The following is a 16,711-nucleotide window of genomic DNA, read 5'->3' on the forward strand; positions in this document are numbered from 1 at the left end:
CCGTAGAGCTTGCGGATCACGATCTCGCGCCGCCCGCGCTGCACGGTGTAAGCGGACAGCACGTAGATGCCGAACGCCGACAAGGCCAGCGCAACGGTGCTGGCCGCGCCAAGCATCTGCGCCATGCGCAGGTCGCTCGTGTAGTTCTCGGCGAAGACGCTGCCCGCGCTCTGCATCTGCATGATCCCGTTCGGGTAATACTGGCGCCACAGCGGCGCCAGCAAGCGCCCCAGTGCCTGCTGGCCGAGCGCCGAGCGCACCGCGATCACGGTGGCGACGTCGGTCATCCGGTAGATCATCGGACCGGGACGCTCGCGCAGCGACTGGTAGCGCAGGTCGGGCGCCACGCCGATGATGACGGAATCCGGCGCGCGTTCGTCGGGCGCGAACGGCATCTGGCCGATCGCCGCCGCGGCGCTGGGGTAGCCCAGCGCCTGCACCGCCGCCATGTTGAGCACCACCAGGCCGCGCCCGGGCTGATCGCGCTTCGCATCGAACAGGCGCCCGGCCAGCGGCTGCATGCCATACAAAGCGAAGAACGCGGGCGACACGTCCTTGAGTTCGACGCGGAAGTCCTCGCCCTTGCGGGTACTGAAGCCGCCGATGATGCGGATGTCGTCGCGTCCGACCGCCTCGGACTGCACCGTCACGCCCTCGATCTGCGGCAGCCGCGCCAGGGCGCGCACCAGGCCACGTACCTGTTCATCTTCCGACTCCGGCACCCGGATCAGCGCCAGCTTGGCCGGATCGAACCCCGGATCGGCATGGCTGGCGTACCAGGTCTGCCATCCGACCGCCACCGTGACGGCGGTGAGCGCCATCGCCACGCCGAACTGCAGTACCGTCAGCGTGCGCCGCAGCCACAGGTTGCCGATCGTCTCGCTGGCGCTGTCGCGTCCCGCCAGCACCACGGCCGGGCGCACGCGCAGCGCAGTCCACGCCGGATACAGCCCCGCCACTACCCCGACCAGCAAACCGCACGCCAGCCCAACCGCCAGCCGCGCCGGCGTGAAGAAGCCCTGCAGCGGACGATCCACCAGCGCGGCGAACGGCGGCAGCAGCAGCCACGCCAGCACGATGCCGGCAATGGTAGCCACCAGCGCCACCAGCACCGACTCGGCGACGAACTGGCCGGCCACGCGCGCGGCGCCGGCGCCGAGCACCTTGCGCATGCCGATCTCGCGCTGGCGCCTGAGCGTGCGCACCGTGACCAGGTTGATCCAGTTGGTCATGGCCAGCGCCAGGATCAGGAGCGCGACCGCGCCCAGCGCCATCAAGGGGCCCTTCTGGCCGTAGCGTCCGGCCTCGCGTCCGCTGCCCAGGTCGGGATCGAAATAGGCGCTTGGTAACGCCACCAGCGCGGCCTCGGTGCCGGGCCGGCCGAGCGCGCGCACCAGCCGTTCGCCGCCCATCCGTCGTTCGAGCGGGGATTCGTCCAGTGCCTTCTGCATCAGGCGTTCCAGCAGCGCCTTGTCCTGGTCCGGATGGAGCTTGACGAAGACGCCGCCGCGCTGCTCGTCGGTGGGCCGCGCCACGCGCGCCGCCAGCGGCCGGGCGCGGCTCAGTGGCCCGGTCAGCGCATCCCAGCGCTGGGTGGCATTCGACGGCACATCGGGCAGGATCGCCAGCACCTGCAGCACTTCGTCGCCGGAGCGCACGGTGGCGTTTAGTGCCGGACGGTCGCCGAACAAACGCCGCGCGGTCTGCTGCGTCAGCGCCACGCCATCGGGCCGGCCCAGGGCCGCACCGAGATCGCCGGCCAGCGGGACGATGCCGAAGATGTCGGCAAAGGCGCGGTCGACGGCGAACATCTCGACCTTGTGCAGGTTGTCGCCGACGCGCAGCGGCTTGCCGATCGGATCGGCGATGCTGGCATGTTCTGCCATCTTGCTGTCCAGCGCCGTATCGCGCAGGAACAGCATGGCGCGCGTGTTCCAGTCCGGTCGCGGGAAGTGGTTCACGCGCTGCTTGACCACATACACACGGTCGGCATGCGGCACGTGGCTGTTGTACTGCATGCACCAGGCCACGAAGCCGATCAAGAGGTAGCAGGCGGCGCATGCCACCGTCAGGCCCAGCATCGTCACGGCGGAGTATCCCGGCTCGCGCAGCAGCAGGCGCCAGCCGACCACGAAATCGCGTACTTTGAACAGGCCGAACTTCACGCCGCCTTCTCCGCATCGACCACGATGCGCCCATCGAGCAGGTCGAGCGTGCGCGAGGCCTGCGCCGCGTGGCTCGGGGAGTGGGTGACCATGACCACGGTCGTGCCTTCGGCGTTAATCGTGCGCAGCATGCGCATCACCTCGTCGCCGTGCGCCGTGTCCAGGTTGCCGGTCGGATCGTCGGCCAGCAGCAGCGCAGGCCCCGCTACCAGTGCGCGCGCGATCGCCACCCGCTGCTGCTGGCCGCCCGACAGCTGCGACGGTTTGTGTTTGGCCCGGTGCGCCACGCCCAGGCGCTCGAGCATCGCCTGCACGCGGGCACGCCGTTCGCGTCCGCCGGTGCCGGTGTATTCCAGCGCCAGCTCCACGTTCTCGAACACGTTCAGTTCGTCGATCAGGTTGAAGCTCTGGAAGATGAAGCCGATGCGCCCGCGCCGCAGGCGATTCAGGCGCGCCTCGCTCCAGCCCGAGACATCCTGGCCGTCGAACAGGTACTGGCCCTGGCTCGGCACGTCGAGCAGGCCCAGAAGGCTGAGCAGGGTCGACTTGCCGCAGCCCGACGGGCCGGTGATGGCCACGTATTCTCCGGCTTCGATCTCCAGATCGATCCGGTCGAGGGCGCGGGTCTGGACTTCACCCGCCTGGTGGATCTTGCTAACGCCTGACAGTTTGAGCATCAAGAATTCCTTTCGATGGATTGCGAGTTTACTGCGTAATTTTTTAGGTAAGTCATTGCGAAATGGCGAGGATCGCCGACTGGCCGAAGGCGGCGTAGCTCGAGACCACCACCCGTTCGCCGGCGTGCAGGCCGTCGATGATTTCGACCTGGCCGCCGCTGCGGCGGCCGACGCGGATGGGGCGCCGCTGCGCTTGCTTGCCGTCCGCCCCCACCACATAGGCCCAGGCGCCGCCGCTGTCGCCGAGGAAGGCGCCGGCCGGCAGCAGCAACGCCGGCGCCGGCTGGCCCAGCGTCAGCTGCGTGTCCAGGCTCTGGCCGGGACGCAGGCCGGCCGGCTGCTTCTCCGTGAACAGCAGTTCGGCACTGAAGCGCCCCTCCTTGATCTGCGGGTAGACGCGCGCCACCTCGACCGCATAGCTGCGCCCCTCATGGGTCACGGCGCCGCCGCGCCCGACCGCGATCCGGTTCAGGTAGAACTCGTCGATGCGCGCGGCCAGCTTGAAGTGGCCCGGATCGTCGATGCGGCCGACGTTCCTGCCGGTGACGATCGATTCGCCCACCTGCAGCCGGAAGTCGGTCAGGCGTCCGGCTACCGGCGCGCGCACCACCAGCGCCTCGACCGTCGCCTGCACCAGCTGCAGGCCGCCGTCGAGGGTGCCGATCGCGCCCTCCAGCTGGTCGAGCGCCTTGCCGCGCACGACGCCTTCGGCCGCGGCGCGTTCCTGCTCCAGCGCCACCGCGCGCGCTTCCTTGTCGACCGCGTCGCGCATCTCTTCCAGCGCCACGTTCGAGATGAAGCCGCGCGCGGCCAGCTGTTCGTTGCGCGCCAGTTTCTTGCGCGCCTGGGTCAGCGCGAAATCCAGCTCGTCCAGCCGCCGCTGGCGCGCGCTGCGGTCGCTCTCCTGCGCCAGGCGCAGGTTCGACAGGTTGTAGATCTGTTGCGCCTGTTCGGCCTGGCGCGCCAGCAGTTCCAGGTTGCGCTGCGGGTTCGAGATGCGAAACAGCAGCTGGCCCTTGCTGACGTTCTCGCCGTCGCGCGCGAAGACTTCTTCGATGCGGCCCGACTCCACCGAGTCGAGCACCACCGAGTCGCGCGCCTCGGCGCTGGCGCGCAGCACGATCTCGTCGCGGAACACGCCGCGTTCGACGACGGCGATATCGAGGTCGGCGCGCTTGACCTGCAGGCCGCGCGGAACCTGGCTCCAGGCCGCGGCCAGGACCGCTGCCAGCAGCGCGACGGCGCCGCAGGCGATCAGGATGGTCTTGCCGCGTTTTTTGGGCACGACCGTGTCCATGGCGCTGCCGGAAGCTGGGGTGGTGTGAAGACGTGGTTGCATGGTGACGGCGGCAAGTGGCGATACCGGCTTTATTGCAAGCGCCGTGCCATGCGTTTTTACGGCCGTTTTCACCCGCTGCGGGTAGCGAGTGTCCGCTTCCGGACAGGTCGGGTGTGCGCTTGCGGACAGGCCGCAAAACAGCGTCCGGCAGGCCGGATTTCGCTGCTAGAATGCCCCGGTCCACCGCACCGCCCGCTTCCATGGAACCATCGACCGCCCGCCTCCTGATCCTCGACGACGACGCCGACGTGGCGTTCGCGGCGCGCATGCTGCTGCGCCGCCGCCATGCCGACATCAAAGTGCTGCACGACCCGGTGGATTTGATCGCGCAGCCGGCGCAGGCCGACGTCGACGTGGTGCTGCTCGACCTGAACTTCACGCCCGGCCGCACCGACGGCGCCGAGGGCCTGGCCGCGCTCGACCTGCTGCTGCGCCAGCCGAGGCCACCGGCCGTGATCGCCCTCACCGCCTACGCCGACGTGCCGCTGGCGGTGGAAGCGCTCAAGCGCGGCGCCAGCGACTTCATCACCAAGCCATGGGACAACGCGCGCCTGCTGGCAGCAGTCGACAGCGCGCTGGCGCGGCGCGCGGCCCCGCCCACGCCTGCCGCCAGTTCGGCGCTGATGGGCGATTCGAATGCCATGAACGCGGTGCGCGCGCTGGTGGCCAGCGTCGGCCCGACCGAAGCCAATGTGCTGGTGCTGGGCGAGAACGGCGTCGGCAAGGAACTGGTGGCGCAGGCGATCCACCTGGCCTCGCGCCGCGCCGACAAAAGCTTCCTGGCGGTCGACATGGGCGCGCTGCCGGAAGCAACCTTCGAGAGCGAGTTGTTCGGCCACCGCAAGGGCTCGTTCACCGACGCCAAGGGCGACCGCGACGGCCGCTTCCAGGCCGCGCGCGGCGGCACCCTGTTCCTCGACGAGATTGGCAACACCCCGCTGGCGGCGCAGGCCAAGCTGCTGACCGCGCTGGAGCGGCGCGCGGTGACGCCGCTCGGCGCCGACCGTCCGCAGGACGTCGACGTGCGCATCGTCAGCGCCACCAACCTCGATGAAGCGCAGCTGTTCGACCCGGCCGTGTTCCGGCCCGACCTGCTGTTTCGCCTGAACACGATCGTGATCCGGGTGCCGCCGCTGCGCGAACGCAAGGAAGACGTTCCCGGCCTGCTGCGTCACTACCTGGGCCATTACGAGCGCCAGTATGCGCGTCCGGCACGGGGCTTGTCCGATGCCGCGCTGGCGGCCTTGAGCGCCTGGCACTGGCCGGGCAACGTGCGCGCGCTGCGCCATGCCTGCGAACGCGCCGTGATCCTGGCCGTCGGGCCGCACTACGCGTTCGCCGACTTCGGCCTGGCCGATCCGGCGCCGGCATCCGCTGCTTTGTCGGCGCCGGCGCCGGCGCCGGCCGACGAGCGCACGCTGGGCGACCTGGAACGCGCCGCCATCGCCGCCGCCATGGACGGCGCCAAGGGCAACATCAGCGAAGCGGCGCGCCGCCTCGGCCTGAGCCGCGCGGCCCTGTACCGCAAGCTGGACAAGCATGGCTTGTAAGCGCTGTCATGCCTTCGCGCTGGTGCCGGCCTTGATGGCGCTGGCGGCCGGCGCGGTCATGCTGCAGGACTCGCCGCGCCTGCTGGTGATCTGCGCCGTGGCGATGCTGGCGCTGGCCGGCCTGCTGTGGCGCGCGCTGGGGCCCATGGCGGCGCCGGCCGAAGTGGTTGCGGCGCCGTCGCCGCTGCCGCAGGCGCAGGCCGACGCGCTGGCGCACGAGGCGCGGCTGGAGCACGCGCCGGTGGCACTGTTTCGCATCGACGGCGCCGGCGAGGCTGGCGACGTGGCGCCGCTGAACGCCAACGCGCGCCGGCTGGTGGCGCCGGGCCGGGTGGTCGACGCACCCGCGCTGTTCGCGCGGCTGGCGGCGCAGCCGGCCGGCCGCTCGCTGATCTCGTTCGACTCGGAGCGCGGCCTCGAACGCGCCATGGTCGCGGTGTCGGCCTTGAGCCTGCACGGCAAGGCGCAGCGCATCGCCGCCCTGCTCCCGGTCGAGAGCGAACTGGAATCGGAAACACTCAGTGCATGGCGCGTGCTGGTGCAGGTGCTGACCCACGAGATCATGAATTCGCTCACGCCGGTGGCCTCGCTGTCGGCCACCGCACAGGGCTTGCTGGAAGAATTGCAGCTGGAGGGAGAAGCTGCCGCCGACCTGCGCGTGGCGCTGGACGCGATCTCGCGCCGCGCTACCAGCCTGGCCGATTTCGTCGGCAGCTACCGCAGCCTGTCGGCGCTGCCCGAGGCGCGTCCGGAACGGATCGAACTGGCGCAGCTGTTCGAACGCCTGTCGACGCTGCTGGGACCGATGTGGCGCGCGCGCGGCGGCGAGCTGCGCTTCACCTGCGAGCCGGCTTCTCTGGTATTGGTGGCCGATCCGGGCCAGCTGGAGCAAGCCCTGATCAACTTGCTGAAGAACGCCTTCGAGGCGACGGCGGCAGTGAACAAGGCGCAGGCGCATGTCGAAGCGCGCCTGGCGCGCGGCGCCCGGCTGCGCATCGACATCGGCGACAACGGACCGGGCGTGCCCGAGGATCTGCTGCCGCACATCTTCACGCCCTTCTTCACGACCAAGAAAGGCGGCCGCGGCATCGGCCTGGCGCTGGTGCGCCAGCTGGTGCACGGCAACGGCGGCACCGTGCGCCATGTGCGCCCGGTGGGCGGCGGCGCGCGTTTCGTGGTCAGCTTCTAGGACCCGCGAGCGGCGCCGCGCGTCCGGCTTACTTGTTTTTCGTCTTGTCTTCCACGTCCTGGGCGTCCTGCACCTGCGGCTTGGTCTTGTCCGCCGGCGAGGTGCGCTCGCTGCCCTGCTTGGGCTGGCCCATGCCGGACGAGGTGGTCTGCTGCTTGCTGCTGCCCTGGAAATCGGGGTCGACGATGTTCGCGCTTTCCGGGCCTTCCTTGGCAGGATTCTCGCGCTCGCGCTCGCCGGAGACCGGCGCCTTGCGATCGACGCTGTTGGTCGGTTGCGCGGCAGTGGTGCCGGTACGGTCGGCCTGGGCCGCAGCGCCGGCTGCGATGATCATGCCGCTGAACAGGGCGATAACTTTCTTCATAGTTTCCTCCGAATCAAAGATGGTCATAAAGGCATGTCTTCATGATGGCGCTCGACGCCTTGATTACAACCCCGATTCGGAGGAAATGATGGATTTTCTTATGCCCCACCGAACAGTGGAATCACGCCGAACAGCAGGCCCGCTAGCAGCATCACCAGCGAGGCGCTGATCGACCAGATCAGGGTATAGCGCTGGTGGTCGCCGAATTCCACTTTGGCCATGCCGACCAGCAGGTAGGTCGACGCCACCAGGGGGCTGAGCAGGTGCACCGGCTGGCCGATGATCGAGGCGCGGCCGATCTCGGCGGCGGTGATGCCATACACCTCGCCGGCCTTGGCCAGGATCGGCACGATGCCGTAATAAAACGCGTCGTTCGAGATGAAGAAGGTGAACGGAATGCTGAGGAAGCCCGTGACCACGGCCAGGTAAGGCCCCATCCAGTCCGGCACGGCGGCGATCACGCTCAGGGCGATGGCGTCGACCATCTTGGTGCCCTGCAGGATGCCGACGAAGATGCCGGCCGCGAAGATCAAGGAAACCACCGGCAGCACGTTCGGCGCATGCGATTCGATGCGCGCCTTCTGCTGCTCCAGGCCCGGGTAGTTGATCATCATTGCCAGCGCGAAGAAGATCATGAACAGCACCGGCAGCGGCAGCGCGCCCAGCACCAGCATCACCAGCAGCAGCGCGGTCAGCACCGCATTGATCCACACCAGCTTGGGACGCACGGTCTCAGGCGACGAGACGCTGATCTCCGGCTCGGTGGCAGTTTTCGGCACGCCGCCGCTGCCGCTGGCGATGCCGTCGGCCGCAGCAGCGTTACCCGCCATCGCATGCACCGGCGCCAGCTCGCCCAGGCCCGGCGTGAGGACGCTGGCCTGCGCGGCCTTGGCGAACGGCGCCTCGCCCGGCAGGGCGACAAAGCCGAGGCGCTTGCGTTCGCGCATCCCCAGCATATAGGCCACGAACAGCACCCACAGCGCGGTGACGACCATCGCCGGGATCATCGGCACGAACACTTCGCTCACATCCACGCCGAGCGCGGTAGCGGCGCGTGCGGTCGGGCCGCCCCATGGCAGGATGTTGAACACGCCGCCCGCCAGCATGATGACGCAGGCCATCGTCAGGCGGTTCATGCCGAGGCGCTGGTACAGCGGCAGCATGGCCGACACCGTGATCATGTAGGTGGTGGCGCCGTCGCCGTCGAGCGAGATCATCATCGCCAGCGCGGCGGTGCCGACCACGATCTTCATCGGGTCGCCCTGCACCAGCCGCAGGATCAGGCGCACCACTGGGTCGAACAGGCCGGCGTCGATCATCACGCCGAAATACAGGATGGCGAACATCAGCATCACGCCGGTCGGGGCCAGGGCGCGGATCCCGTCGAGCATCATCGGCCCGAGGTCGGCGCCGAAGCCGCCGATCAGGCCAAAGGCGATCGGCACCACGATCAGCGCCAGCAGCGCCGGCAGGCGCTTGGTCATGATCAGGAACATGAACACGACGATCATCGAATAGGCGAGCACGGTCAGCATCATCAAGCTCCCCGGGTGTGGATGGCGATGGCCGGACGGCAACGGGATGGCGCAGGCGCGACGGCGCGCGCGAAGGCGGGATGGTGCATGATTGTCTCCAAAGTGTGGCGGCGTGGTGGCCGCCTTGTTTGGATCGACTATATGCCCGCCTGGCTTTCAATCAGCTTTCAACGTGCCTCGCAAACCGGACGCCGACCTCCAGCCCGCGCCCGCCCTCTCCCTGGCTGAGTGCCAGCGCGGCGCCATGCATGACCGCGATGTCGCGCACGATCGCCAGTCCCAGCCCGGTGCCGCCGGGATTGGCTTCCAGCGTGGCCTGGGCGCGGTAGAACGGCATGAACACCTTGTCGTATTCGCCGGGGGCGATACCCGGACCGCTGTCGCTCACCGCGAGCAGCACGCCGTCCGCATCCGCGCCAACCCGCAGCACCACGCTGCCGCCGGGCGGCGTGTAGCGGATCGCATTGTCGACCAGGTTCGACACCAGTTCGTGCAGCAGGAGTTCGTTGCCCATGACCGTGGTGTCGGCGTTCTCGCCGCTTTCGAGCGCCAGGTCGATCCCCTTCTGCACCGCCGGCATGGCCAGCTCCAGCCCGACCTGCCCGGCCAGCGCCGCCAGTGAAACCGGCGCCAACGCCGCGCTGCCGCCGCCATGCTCGATGCGCGCCAGCGTCAACAAACGGTTGGCCAGGTGGATGGCGTTGTCGGTGGTGCCGGCGATCGAACCCACGATGGCGCGCATCGCGGCCGGATCGTTCTCGCGCAGCGCCAGCTCGGCCTGGGTCTTGAGCACCGCCAGCGGCGTGCGCAGCTGGTGCGAAGCGTCGGCGATGAAGCGGCGCTGGCTGGCGATCAGGTCCTGCATGCGCGCCATGGTGCCGTTCATCGCCGTCACCAGCGGGCGCACTTCGCGGTGCACCAGCGCCGGATCGAGGTCCGACAGGTCGGACAGCGGCCGGGTCTCGACCGCCGTCTTCAGGCGCATCAGCGGGCGCAGCACCAGGCGCACCGCGAACCACACCAGCGCCGCCACCGCCAGCACCATCAGCGTCTGGCGCAGCAAGGTGTTCAACAGGATGCGGCGCGACAGCGCCTGGCGCGCGTCGAGCGTCTCGCCGACCTGGATCAGGGCGATCCCGCGCATCGAATCGTCGTACACCGGCTGCAGCAGCGCCGCGATGCGCACCGGTTCGCCGTTGTAGCTGGCGTGATAGAAGCGCACCAGCGCCGGATACAGGTCGCTGCGCGGCACGCCCTTCGGCACCGGCGGCAGGTCGTCGTAGCCGGACACGGTCTCGCCCTGCAACCCGGTGACCTTGTAATAGATGCGGCCAAGGGTGTCGGTTTCAAAACTGTCCAGCGCCACGTAGGGCACGTTGGCCACCACCTTGCCGTCCTTGACCGTCACCCGCTCGGCCAGCGCGCGCGTGGACGACAGCAGCGAGCGGTCGTAAGCGACGTCGGCCGCTTCCAGCGCGTCGCGGTACAGCGACACGGCATTCAGGGCGACCAGCGCCACCAGCGGCAGGATCAGCCAGCGCAGCAGCTGCTGGCGCAGGCTGCCCGGCTGGCCGGCGCGTTCGAACGCGGCGCCGAGGCGGTCAAGGAAGGCGCGCAAGGCCATCGGCTCGGCTTACGCTGCGCGTTCCTGCAGCAGGTAGCCGATTCCGCGCAGCGTGACGATCGCCGCCCCGCCCTCCGGATGGCGCTCGAGCTTCTTGCGGATGCGGTGGATGTACAGCTCGATGGCGTCGACGCCGGCATCGTCGCCCAGCGCGAACACTTCATGGAACAGCTTTTCTTTCGACAGCGCGCGGCCCGGCCTGGCGATCAGCGCTTCCAGCACCGCGTGCTCGCGCGGGGTCAGCGCCAGCGGCTCGCCGCAATACGAGAACATGCGCGCCACGGTGTCGAACGCCAGCTGGCCGCAGCGCTGCACCAGCGCCTCGTTGCCGCTGCGCCGGCGCAGCAGCGCCTTGACGCGCGCTTCGAGCTCGGTCAACTCGAACGGCTTGGGCAGGTAGTCGTCGGCGCCCAGATTCAGGCCCTGCACCCGCTCTTCCAGGCCGCCGCGCGCGGTCAGGATCAGCACCGGCGTGCCGCCGCGCGTACCGCCGCGCGCGCGCAGGCGGCGCAGCACTTCCAGCCCGTCCATGCGCGGCAGGGTCAGGTCCAGGATCACCAGCGCATAGTCCTGGGTGTGCAGCAAGGTGTCGGCGTCGGCGCCATTGGTGGCGCATTCGACCGTCAGGTGGGCGTCGCGCAGGGCCTTGGATACCCAGTGCGACAGTTCGAGGTGGTCTTCGACTAGCAGGATTCTCATCGCGCCAGTGTAAGCGCAAATGCGCCCTGCCGAAAAGGCACTTCGCAGCGGCCGCGCTCCGGGCATTGAAAGCGAATTGAAAGCTTGCCGCTCATATAGTCGGCCAAAACACGCTGTACATAACGATTCGGAGACAACATGAAGCACGCAGTTCCTGCGCTCGCCGTCCTGGCGGCGCTTTTCCCTTTTCACGCCTCACACGCCCAAAGCACGACGCAGATCTATGGCCTGATCGACGCCGGCGTCGAGGTGGTCGACAATGCCCGCACGGGAGGCGGCAGCCTGGTGAAAGTCATCTCGGGCGGCAAGAACACCTCGCGCTGGGGCATCCGCGGCAGCGAGGAGCTGGGCGGCGGCCTGAAGGCCGTGTGGAATCTCGAAGGCGGCATCCTGATGGACGTCGGCGCCAGCGACGGCGCCATCTTCAAGCGCCAGGCCTGGGTCGGCCTGGACGGATCGCTGGGCCGCATCGTCATCGGACGCTCGTTCACCACCGTGTATGAAACGGTGATCAAGTTCGACCCGCTCGGCTTTGCGCCCAACTATTCCTGGGCCACCGGCGGCAGCGCCACCGGCCCGTCGAAATACGGCATGACCACCCAGTTCGACAACCTGGTCAAGTACACCGGCAAGAGCGGCGGCTTCACCTACGGCGCCTCGGTCGGCCTGGGCGAGCGCAGCGAGAGCAGCCTTGATGGGCGCAAGCTCGCGCTTGGCGGCTCCTGGTTCGGCAGTAGCCTGGGCCTGATGGCGACCTGGGAGCGCGTCAACGGCGCCCCTGCGCTGGCAGGCGCCGCGCGCGACGACAGCACCGCCTGGCACCTGGCGGCCAGCTACCAGGCAGGCGACTGGCGCCACATCGCCGGCATGCGCAAGTACGACAACCGCGGCAGCGCGGGCCTGCGGGCCAACACCTACTGGGGCGGCATCATCCGCACGATCGGCGCGGTGACGCTGACCGGCGCCGTGTATCACGTCGACACCCGCAACCCGGCCGCGGCGCCGGATGCGAATCCGACCATGGTCGTGCTGCGTGCGATGTATGCGCTGTCGCCGCGCACCGTCCTGTATCTGTCGGGCGCGCGCGCCCGCGCCGGGGCCGGACAGAGCATCAGCCTGTCGCGCGACGACGAAGGTTATGGATCGACCCAACGCGGCATCAGCGCCGGCATCCAGCACCGTTTCTGAGCAAGGGTCACTGCGTCGCGCTATCATGCCGGGCATGAGATTCGTGCGCCCTCTCCTGTCGACCATGCTGACACTGGCATGCCTGCCGGCGCCGGCCGCCATGCCAATGGAGGCCGAGTGCCTGATCCCGTCGAAGCCGGGCGGCGCGATGGACCTCACCTGCAAGCTCGCCCAGCAGGCGCTGCATACCGAACCGTCGGCGCCCGAGCTCAAGCTGAGCTATCTGCCGGGCGGCGTCGGCGCCGTGGCCTGGCACACGATGGTGTCGCAGCGGCGCGCCGAGGCCAACACGCTGGTGACCTTTTCCGGCGGCTCGGTGCTCAACCTGGCGCTGGGGAAATTCGGCAAGACCGACGCCGACGACGTGCGCTGGGTGGCCGCCTTCGGCGCCGACTACGGCATGATCGCGGTGCGCGCCGATTCGCCATGGCGCACGCTGGACGACCTGCTCAAGGCGCTCAAGCGCGATCCGCGCCAGGTCCTGATCGGCATGTCCGGCACGGTCGGCAGCCAGGACTGGATCAAGATGGCGCTGCTGGCGCGCCTGGCCGGGATCGACCCGCGCACGATGCGCTTCGTGGCGCTGGAAGGCGGCGGCGAGCAGTTCATCGCCATGCAGCAGCGGCACGTGCAGGCGGTGTCGGGCGACACCTCGGAAGCGCTGCTCAACGCCGGCGACGGCAAGATCAGGATCCTGGCGGTGCTGTCCGAACAACGCTTGCCGGGCCGGCTGGCCAGGGTGCCGACCGCGCGCGAACAGGGCTACGATGTGGTGTGGCCGGTGATCCGCGGCGTGTGGATGGGGCCGGGCGTGCGCGAGGCCGACTACCGGCGCTGGGTGCGGGCCTTCGCCCGGATGGAGTCGCGTCCGGAATTCGCGCAGATGCGCGAGCAGGCCGGCCTGTATCCATTTTCGCTGACCGGCGATGCGCTGACCCGCTACATCAAGCAGTCGGTAGCCGGGTATCATCGCCAGGCGCAGCAGTTCAAGCTGCTGCGCGAGCCTTGAGCCGCGACTTTCAGAAGTTCATGAAGCGCGCCCCGGGCGCGAAGCCGGCGGCAAGCAAGGCGGCCGCGCCTCGGATGCCGGCCACTTCCGGCGCCAGCGCATCGGCCGACACGCCGTTGGCCGCCAGCGCTTGCGGGCAGGCATAGATGCGCGCGCCGGCCTCCAGGGCATCGCGCAACTGCCCCAGCAACGCCGGGCCTGCGGCGCTCTGGCGCAGCCAGGCAACGCTGGCGCCGACGCAATGCAACTCGACCTCGACGTCCAGCGCGGCCGCCGTGGCGGCATAACGCAGCGGCACTGCAGCGCCCTCGTCGTCCACGTCGTTGACGACAACGATCAGGCGCGCCATTACAGCACGATCCCGTGCCGCTCGCGCAGGATGCGCGCGGCGCCGGCCAGCGTCGCCAGCTTGGCTTCGGCGATCGCGGCCGAGGTCAGCGGATTGTCGGCGAAGGTGGCGAAGCCGCAGTCGGGCGTGAGCAGCAGGCGCTCGGCGCCGAACAGCTGGATTGCGTGCTCGGCGTGGTGCACCACGTGCTCGACGCTTTCCACGTGCGCGTGCTTCTGGTTGCAGGCGCCGATGCCGATGCGCACGTCGTCGGGCAGCGCCTTGAGCACTTCCATCTCGCCGGCGCGCGGCGTGGCCAGTTCCAGGAACAGCGTGCCGACGCGCAGCTGGCCGAGCGTGTCGACCAGCGGCCGGTAGTCGCCGGCCAGGGCCTTGGTTTCATCCGGCGTCCAGTTACCGCGGCACATGTGCACGGCCAGGCGCTCGCGCGGGAAGCCGGCGACCACGGCGTTGACCAGGTCGCGCGCGAACGCCAGCTCGGTCGGGGTATCGGCCTTTTCGCCCAGCGCGCCGCACATGAAGCTGCGCTGCGAGGCCGGGCCGCTGAACACGACTTCGGACAGCACCGGTTCGTCCAGCTGCACCAGCGCCGTGCCGCTCGCCAGCAGGCAGGCGATTTCCTCGCGCAGCACGCGCACGATGTCGCGCGCCAGGTCGTCGCGGTTGTCGTAGGCGCGGTCCGAGATGCACTCCATCCACATGGTGCGCGTCAGCAGGTAGGGGCCGGGCAGCGCCACCTTGATCGGCTGCCGGGTCAGCGACTTCGCAAAGTCGACTTCGTGCACGGCGATGCCGCGCGTGCGGCCCAATGGCCCGAACACGGCCGGGTGGCGCACGTCGCCGGCCGGCACGTCCAGCGCGCGCAGCTCGCGCTCGAACTCTTCCGGGTCGTCCACCAGCGGCAGCAGGTCGGTCAAGGGAATCAGCTGGCAGTTATCCAGGCGCGAAGCGACGAAGCTGGAATAGCTGTCGCGCCGCTGCTCGCCGTCCGACACCACGTCGGCGCCGGCGCGCAGCTGCGCCTGCACCGCCAGGCGCACCGCATCGTCGGCGGTGGCGTGGAACGCCGCGTCGTCGAGGCGCCCTTCCATGTGCTCGTGCACCGCCTGCAGCATCCAGCGCGGACGCGGCCAGGAGCCGATGCCCATCACCGACAGCGGCGCGATCCCTGGCGCCGGCGCCAGCGGCGGGAATTCGGTCATCGGCTTGACCACGACCGGCTCGAAGCCGCCGCTGACCGGTGCAAGCGCCGGGGCGACGGCGCTGCGCTCGGCCAGCTTGCCCTTGGCCACCAGGAAGCTGCGCTGCTTGCCCTCGCGCAGGAACGATACCAGTTCGTTGCCGGTCATGCGGCACCAGGCCGGCAGGTCTTCATCGACCGAGATTTCGGTGGAGCGGATCTCGAGCAGGCCGCCGCGCGGCAGCGGGTCGATGTGCTTGCGGATCAGCAGCAGCAAGCCGTTGCCGCAATCGAGGTCGCCGCCGTCGAAGCCGACGTCGGGCTTGTGGGGATGTGGGAAGGTCATGGTTCAGAATTGGGTGTCGTGGATGACGCCATCGTACAGCGTGTCGATCTGATCGCGGCCAAAGGATGCCGCGTCGACGTCGACGACGACGCGGCCGGCGCGCAGGCCCAGCACGCGGTCGGCGTAGCGGCGCGCGTACTCGGGCTGGTGCAGGCTGCAGACCACGGCCAGGCCGTCGGCGTGGCAGATCGACTTCAGGAGTTCGAGGATGCCGGCGCCAGACCCCGGATCGAGGCTGGCGACCGGTTCGTCGGCGATGATCAGGTCGGGCTGCTGGGCCAGCGCGCGCGCGATCGCCACGCGCTGCTGCTGCCCGCCCGACAGCGTGTCGGCGCGCTGGCCTTCATGGCCGGCCAGGCCGACGCGCGCCAGGCAGTCGCGCGCCCGCGCCACGTCGGCGGCGTCGAAGCGGCGCAGCCAGCTGCGCCAGGCCGGCGCGTGGCCGAGGCGCCCGGCCAGCACGTTGTCCAGCGCCGACAGGCGCGGCACCAGGTTAAATTGCTGGAACACGAGGCCGATGCGGCGCCGTTCGCGGCCGCGCAGCGAGGCCACTTCGACGCCGTCGAGCGCGATGCGGCCGCTGTCCGGACTTTGCAGGCCGGCCAGGCAGCGAAACAGCGTGGTCTTGCCGGCGCCGCTGGGCCCGAGCAAAGCCAGCATCTGGCCGCGTTCGAGCGTGAAGCCGACGTCTTCCAGCGCCAGGCGCGCGCCGTAATGCTGGCCTATCTTGTGGGCGATGAACAGGCTGCTCATACCAGGCGTTTCCTGAGCCAGCTGCTGACCTGGTCGAGCACCGTCACCACGATCAGGATCAGCACGATGATCGTGAACAGGCGCGGGAAATCGAGCAGGTCCATGCTGTTCTTGAGTTCGAGGCCGATGCCGCCGGCGCCGACCACGCCCAGCACGGTCGAGGCGCGCACGTTGAACTCCCACCAATACAAGCCGCTCGAGAGCAGCACCGGCAGGATCTCGGGCAGCACCGCATACGCGATCGCGGTGGCGCGTCCGGCGCCGGTGCTGCGCACCGCGTCCAGGGGCCCCATCGGCATGTTCTCGATATGGTCGGCCAAGAGCTTGGCGGCGCTGCCCCAGGTGTGCAGCGCGATGCCGATCACGCCGGCGAACGGCCCCAGGCCGACGGCGGCGACGAACAGCAGCGCGAAGATGAAGGAGTCGATGCCGCGCAGGGTGTTGAGCACCCAGCGCGCCGGATAGTACAGACGCGGCCAGGGCGTGATGTTGCGGCTGGCCAGCACCGCCATCGGCAGCGCCAGCAGCATCGCGGCAGTGGTGCCGATCGCCGCCATCGCGATGGTCTCGGCGATGCGCTCGCCGAACAGCGGCAGTTCGTGCAGCGCCGGCGGCCAGGCCGAGGCGATCCAGTGCCCGAGCCTGGGCAAGCCCTCGGCCAGGCGCACCGGGTCGACCTGCGCCACGCGCCAGCAGACCACGTAGAACGCCACCACCGCAAAGGCGGCGATCCAGCGTTTCATC

15 protein-coding genes are annotated in these 16,711 nt (G+C 69.4%); 4 read left to right on the forward strand and 11 right to left on the reverse strand.

Annotated features, from left to right (window positions below; translation table 11 throughout):
• The 3 genes from QPK27_RS05700 to QPK27_RS05710 form a co-directional block, all read right to left on the reverse strand.
• On the reverse strand, positions 1-2,165 hold a 2,165-nt coding region (locus QPK27_RS05700; RefSeq protein WP_290417243.1), incomplete at its 3' end, for an ABC transporter permease.
• On the reverse strand, positions 2,162-2,842 hold the full coding sequence (locus QPK27_RS05705) for an ABC transporter ATP-binding protein (protein WP_290417244.1): 681 nt from the start codon (positions 2,840-2,842) through the stop codon (positions 2,162-2,164). The genes QPK27_RS05705 and QPK27_RS05700, both read right to left, overlap by 4 nt.
• A gap of 52 nt (positions 2,843-2,894) precedes the next feature.
• Complete coding sequence (locus QPK27_RS05710; RefSeq protein WP_290417245.1) at positions 2,895-4,181, reverse strand: efflux RND transporter periplasmic adaptor subunit; 1,287 nt, start codon at positions 4,179-4,181, stop codon at positions 2,895-2,897.
• Positions 4,182-4,381: 200 nt separating this feature from the next.
• Between QPK27_RS05710 and QPK27_RS05715 the strand changes: the two genes are divergently transcribed.
• Positions 4,382-5,731, forward strand: a complete 1,350-nt coding sequence (locus QPK27_RS05715; RefSeq protein ID WP_290417246.1) for a sigma-54 dependent transcriptional regulator — start codon at positions 4,382-4,384, stop codon at positions 5,729-5,731.
• On the forward strand, positions 5,721-6,920 hold the full coding sequence (locus tag QPK27_RS05720) for a PAS domain-containing sensor histidine kinase (protein ID WP_290417247.1): 1,200 nt from the start codon (positions 5,721-5,723) through the stop codon (positions 6,918-6,920). Before QPK27_RS05715 ends, QPK27_RS05720 begins: the two co-directional genes overlap by 11 nt.
• Positions 6,921-6,948: 28 nt before the next feature.
• Here the strand turns inward: QPK27_RS05720 and QPK27_RS05725 are convergent, their stop codons facing one another.
• From QPK27_RS05725 to QPK27_RS05740, 4 genes are all read right to left on the reverse strand, one after another.
• Positions 6,949-7,284, reverse strand: coding sequence for a hypothetical protein (locus QPK27_RS05725; protein ID WP_290417248.1), 336 nt, complete (start codon positions 7,282-7,284; stop codon positions 6,949-6,951).
• A 98-nt stretch (positions 7,285-7,382) separates the two neighbouring features.
• Complete coding sequence (locus tag QPK27_RS05730) at positions 7,383-8,819, reverse strand: CitMHS family transporter (protein WP_290417458.1); 1,437 nt, start codon at positions 8,817-8,819, stop codon at positions 7,383-7,385.
• Between the two features lie 160 nt (positions 8,820-8,979).
• Positions 8,980-10,443, reverse strand: coding sequence for a sensor histidine kinase (locus QPK27_RS05735; RefSeq protein WP_290417249.1), 1,464 nt, complete (start codon positions 10,441-10,443; stop codon positions 8,980-8,982).
• A 9-nt stretch (positions 10,444-10,452) separates the two neighbouring features.
• On the reverse strand, positions 10,453-11,142 hold the full coding sequence (locus QPK27_RS05740) for a response regulator (RefSeq protein WP_290417250.1): 690 nt from the start codon (positions 11,140-11,142) through the stop codon (positions 10,453-10,455).
• Between the two features lie 138 nt (positions 11,143-11,280).
• Between QPK27_RS05740 and QPK27_RS05745 the strand changes: the two genes are divergently transcribed.
• Both QPK27_RS05745 and QPK27_RS05750 read left to right on the forward strand, forming a co-directional pair.
• On the forward strand, positions 11,281-12,330 hold the full coding sequence (locus QPK27_RS05745) for a porin (RefSeq protein WP_290417251.1): 1,050 nt from the start codon (positions 11,281-11,283) through the stop codon (positions 12,328-12,330).
• 34 nt (positions 12,331-12,364) lie between these two features.
• On the forward strand, positions 12,365-13,339 hold the full coding sequence (locus QPK27_RS05750; RefSeq protein ID WP_374047022.1) for a tripartite tricarboxylate transporter substrate binding protein: 975 nt from the start codon (positions 12,365-12,367) through the stop codon (positions 13,337-13,339).
• A 10-nt stretch (positions 13,340-13,349) separates the two neighbouring features.
• Here QPK27_RS05750 and QPK27_RS05755 read toward each other — a convergent pair whose 3' ends face one another.
• The 4 genes from QPK27_RS05755 to phnE are packed head-to-tail and all read right to left on the reverse strand — an operon-like array spanning position 13,350 to position 16,710.
• Positions 13,350-13,688 (reverse strand): DsrE family protein, encoded by a 339-nt coding sequence (locus QPK27_RS05755; RefSeq protein WP_290417252.1) that lies wholly within the window; start codon positions 13,686-13,688, stop codon positions 13,350-13,352.
• Entirely contained in the window at positions 13,688-15,214 is a 1,527-nt protein-coding gene (locus tag QPK27_RS05760) for a 5-methyltetrahydropteroyltriglutamate--homocysteine methyltransferase (protein WP_290417253.1), read from the reverse strand. The genes QPK27_RS05755 and QPK27_RS05760 overlap by 1 nt, the downstream gene beginning before the upstream one ends.
• A 3-nt stretch (positions 15,215-15,217) precedes the next feature.
• A complete protein-coding gene (phnC, locus tag QPK27_RS05765) occupies positions 15,218-15,967 on the reverse strand; it encodes a phosphonate ABC transporter ATP-binding protein (protein ID WP_290417254.1) in 750 nt (249 codons plus the stop codon).
• Positions 15,964-16,710, reverse strand: coding sequence for a phosphonate ABC transporter, permease protein PhnE (gene phnE / locus QPK27_RS05770; protein ID WP_290417255.1), 747 nt, complete (start codon positions 16,708-16,710; stop codon positions 15,964-15,966). Before phnE ends, phnC begins: the two co-directional genes overlap by 4 nt.
• Position 16,711: the final 1 nt, after the last annotated feature.

Source organism: Massilia sp. YIM B02443 (assembly GCF_030411955.1).
GTDB lineage: Bacteria > Pseudomonadota > Gammaproteobacteria > Burkholderiales > Burkholderiaceae_D > Telluria.

What these genes read in the sequence shown, in the direction of transcription:
- QPK27_RS05705 (WP_290417244.1), bottom strand. Translation starts at nt 2,842, where the DNA reads ATGCTCAAACTGTCAGGCGTTAGCAAGATCCACCAGGCGGGTGAAGTC.
- QPK27_RS05710 (WP_290417245.1), bottom strand. Translation starts at nt 4,181, where the DNA reads ATGCAACCACGTCTTCACACCACCCCAGCTTCCGGCAGCGCCATGGAC.
- QPK27_RS05715 (WP_290417246.1), top strand. Translation starts at nt 4,382, where the DNA reads ATGGAACCATCGACCGCCCGCCTCCTGATCCTCGACGACGACGCCGAC.
- QPK27_RS05720 (WP_290417247.1), top strand. Translation starts at nt 5,721, where the DNA reads ATGGCTTGTAAGCGCTGTCATGCCTTCGCGCTGGTGCCGGCCTTGATG.
- QPK27_RS05725 (WP_290417248.1), bottom strand. Translation starts at nt 7,284, where the DNA reads ATGAAGAAAGTTATCGCCCTGTTCAGCGGCATGATCATCGCAGCCGGC.
- QPK27_RS05730 (WP_290417458.1), bottom strand. Translation starts at nt 8,819, where the DNA reads ATGCTGACCGTGCTCGCCTATTCGATGATCGTCGTGTTCATGTTCCTG.
- QPK27_RS05735 (WP_290417249.1), bottom strand. Translation starts at nt 10,443, where the DNA reads ATGGCCTTGCGCGCCTTCCTTGACCGCCTCGGCGCCGCGTTCGAACGC.
- QPK27_RS05740 (WP_290417250.1), bottom strand. Translation starts at nt 11,142, where the DNA reads ATGAGAATCCTGCTAGTCGAAGACCACCTCGAACTGTCGCACTGGGTA.
- QPK27_RS05745 (WP_290417251.1), top strand. Translation starts at nt 11,281, where the DNA reads ATGAAGCACGCAGTTCCTGCGCTCGCCGTCCTGGCGGCGCTTTTCCCT.
- QPK27_RS05750 (WP_374047022.1), top strand. Translation starts at nt 12,365, where the DNA reads ATGAGATTCGTGCGCCCTCTCCTGTCGACCATGCTGACACTGGCATGC.
- QPK27_RS05755 (WP_290417252.1), bottom strand. Translation starts at nt 13,688, where the DNA reads ATGGCGCGCCTGATCGTTGTCGTCAACGACGTGGACGACGAGGGCGCT.
- QPK27_RS05760 (WP_290417253.1), bottom strand. Translation starts at nt 15,214, where the DNA reads ATGACCTTCCCACATCCCCACAAGCCCGACGTCGGCTTCGACGGCGGC.
- phnC (WP_290417254.1), bottom strand. Translation starts at nt 15,967, where the DNA reads ATGAGCAGCCTGTTCATCGCCCACAAGATAGGCCAGCATTACGGCGCG.
- phnE (WP_290417255.1), bottom strand. Translation starts at nt 16,710, where the DNA reads ATGAAACGCTGGATCGCCGCCTTTGCGGTGGTGGCGTTCTACGTGGTC.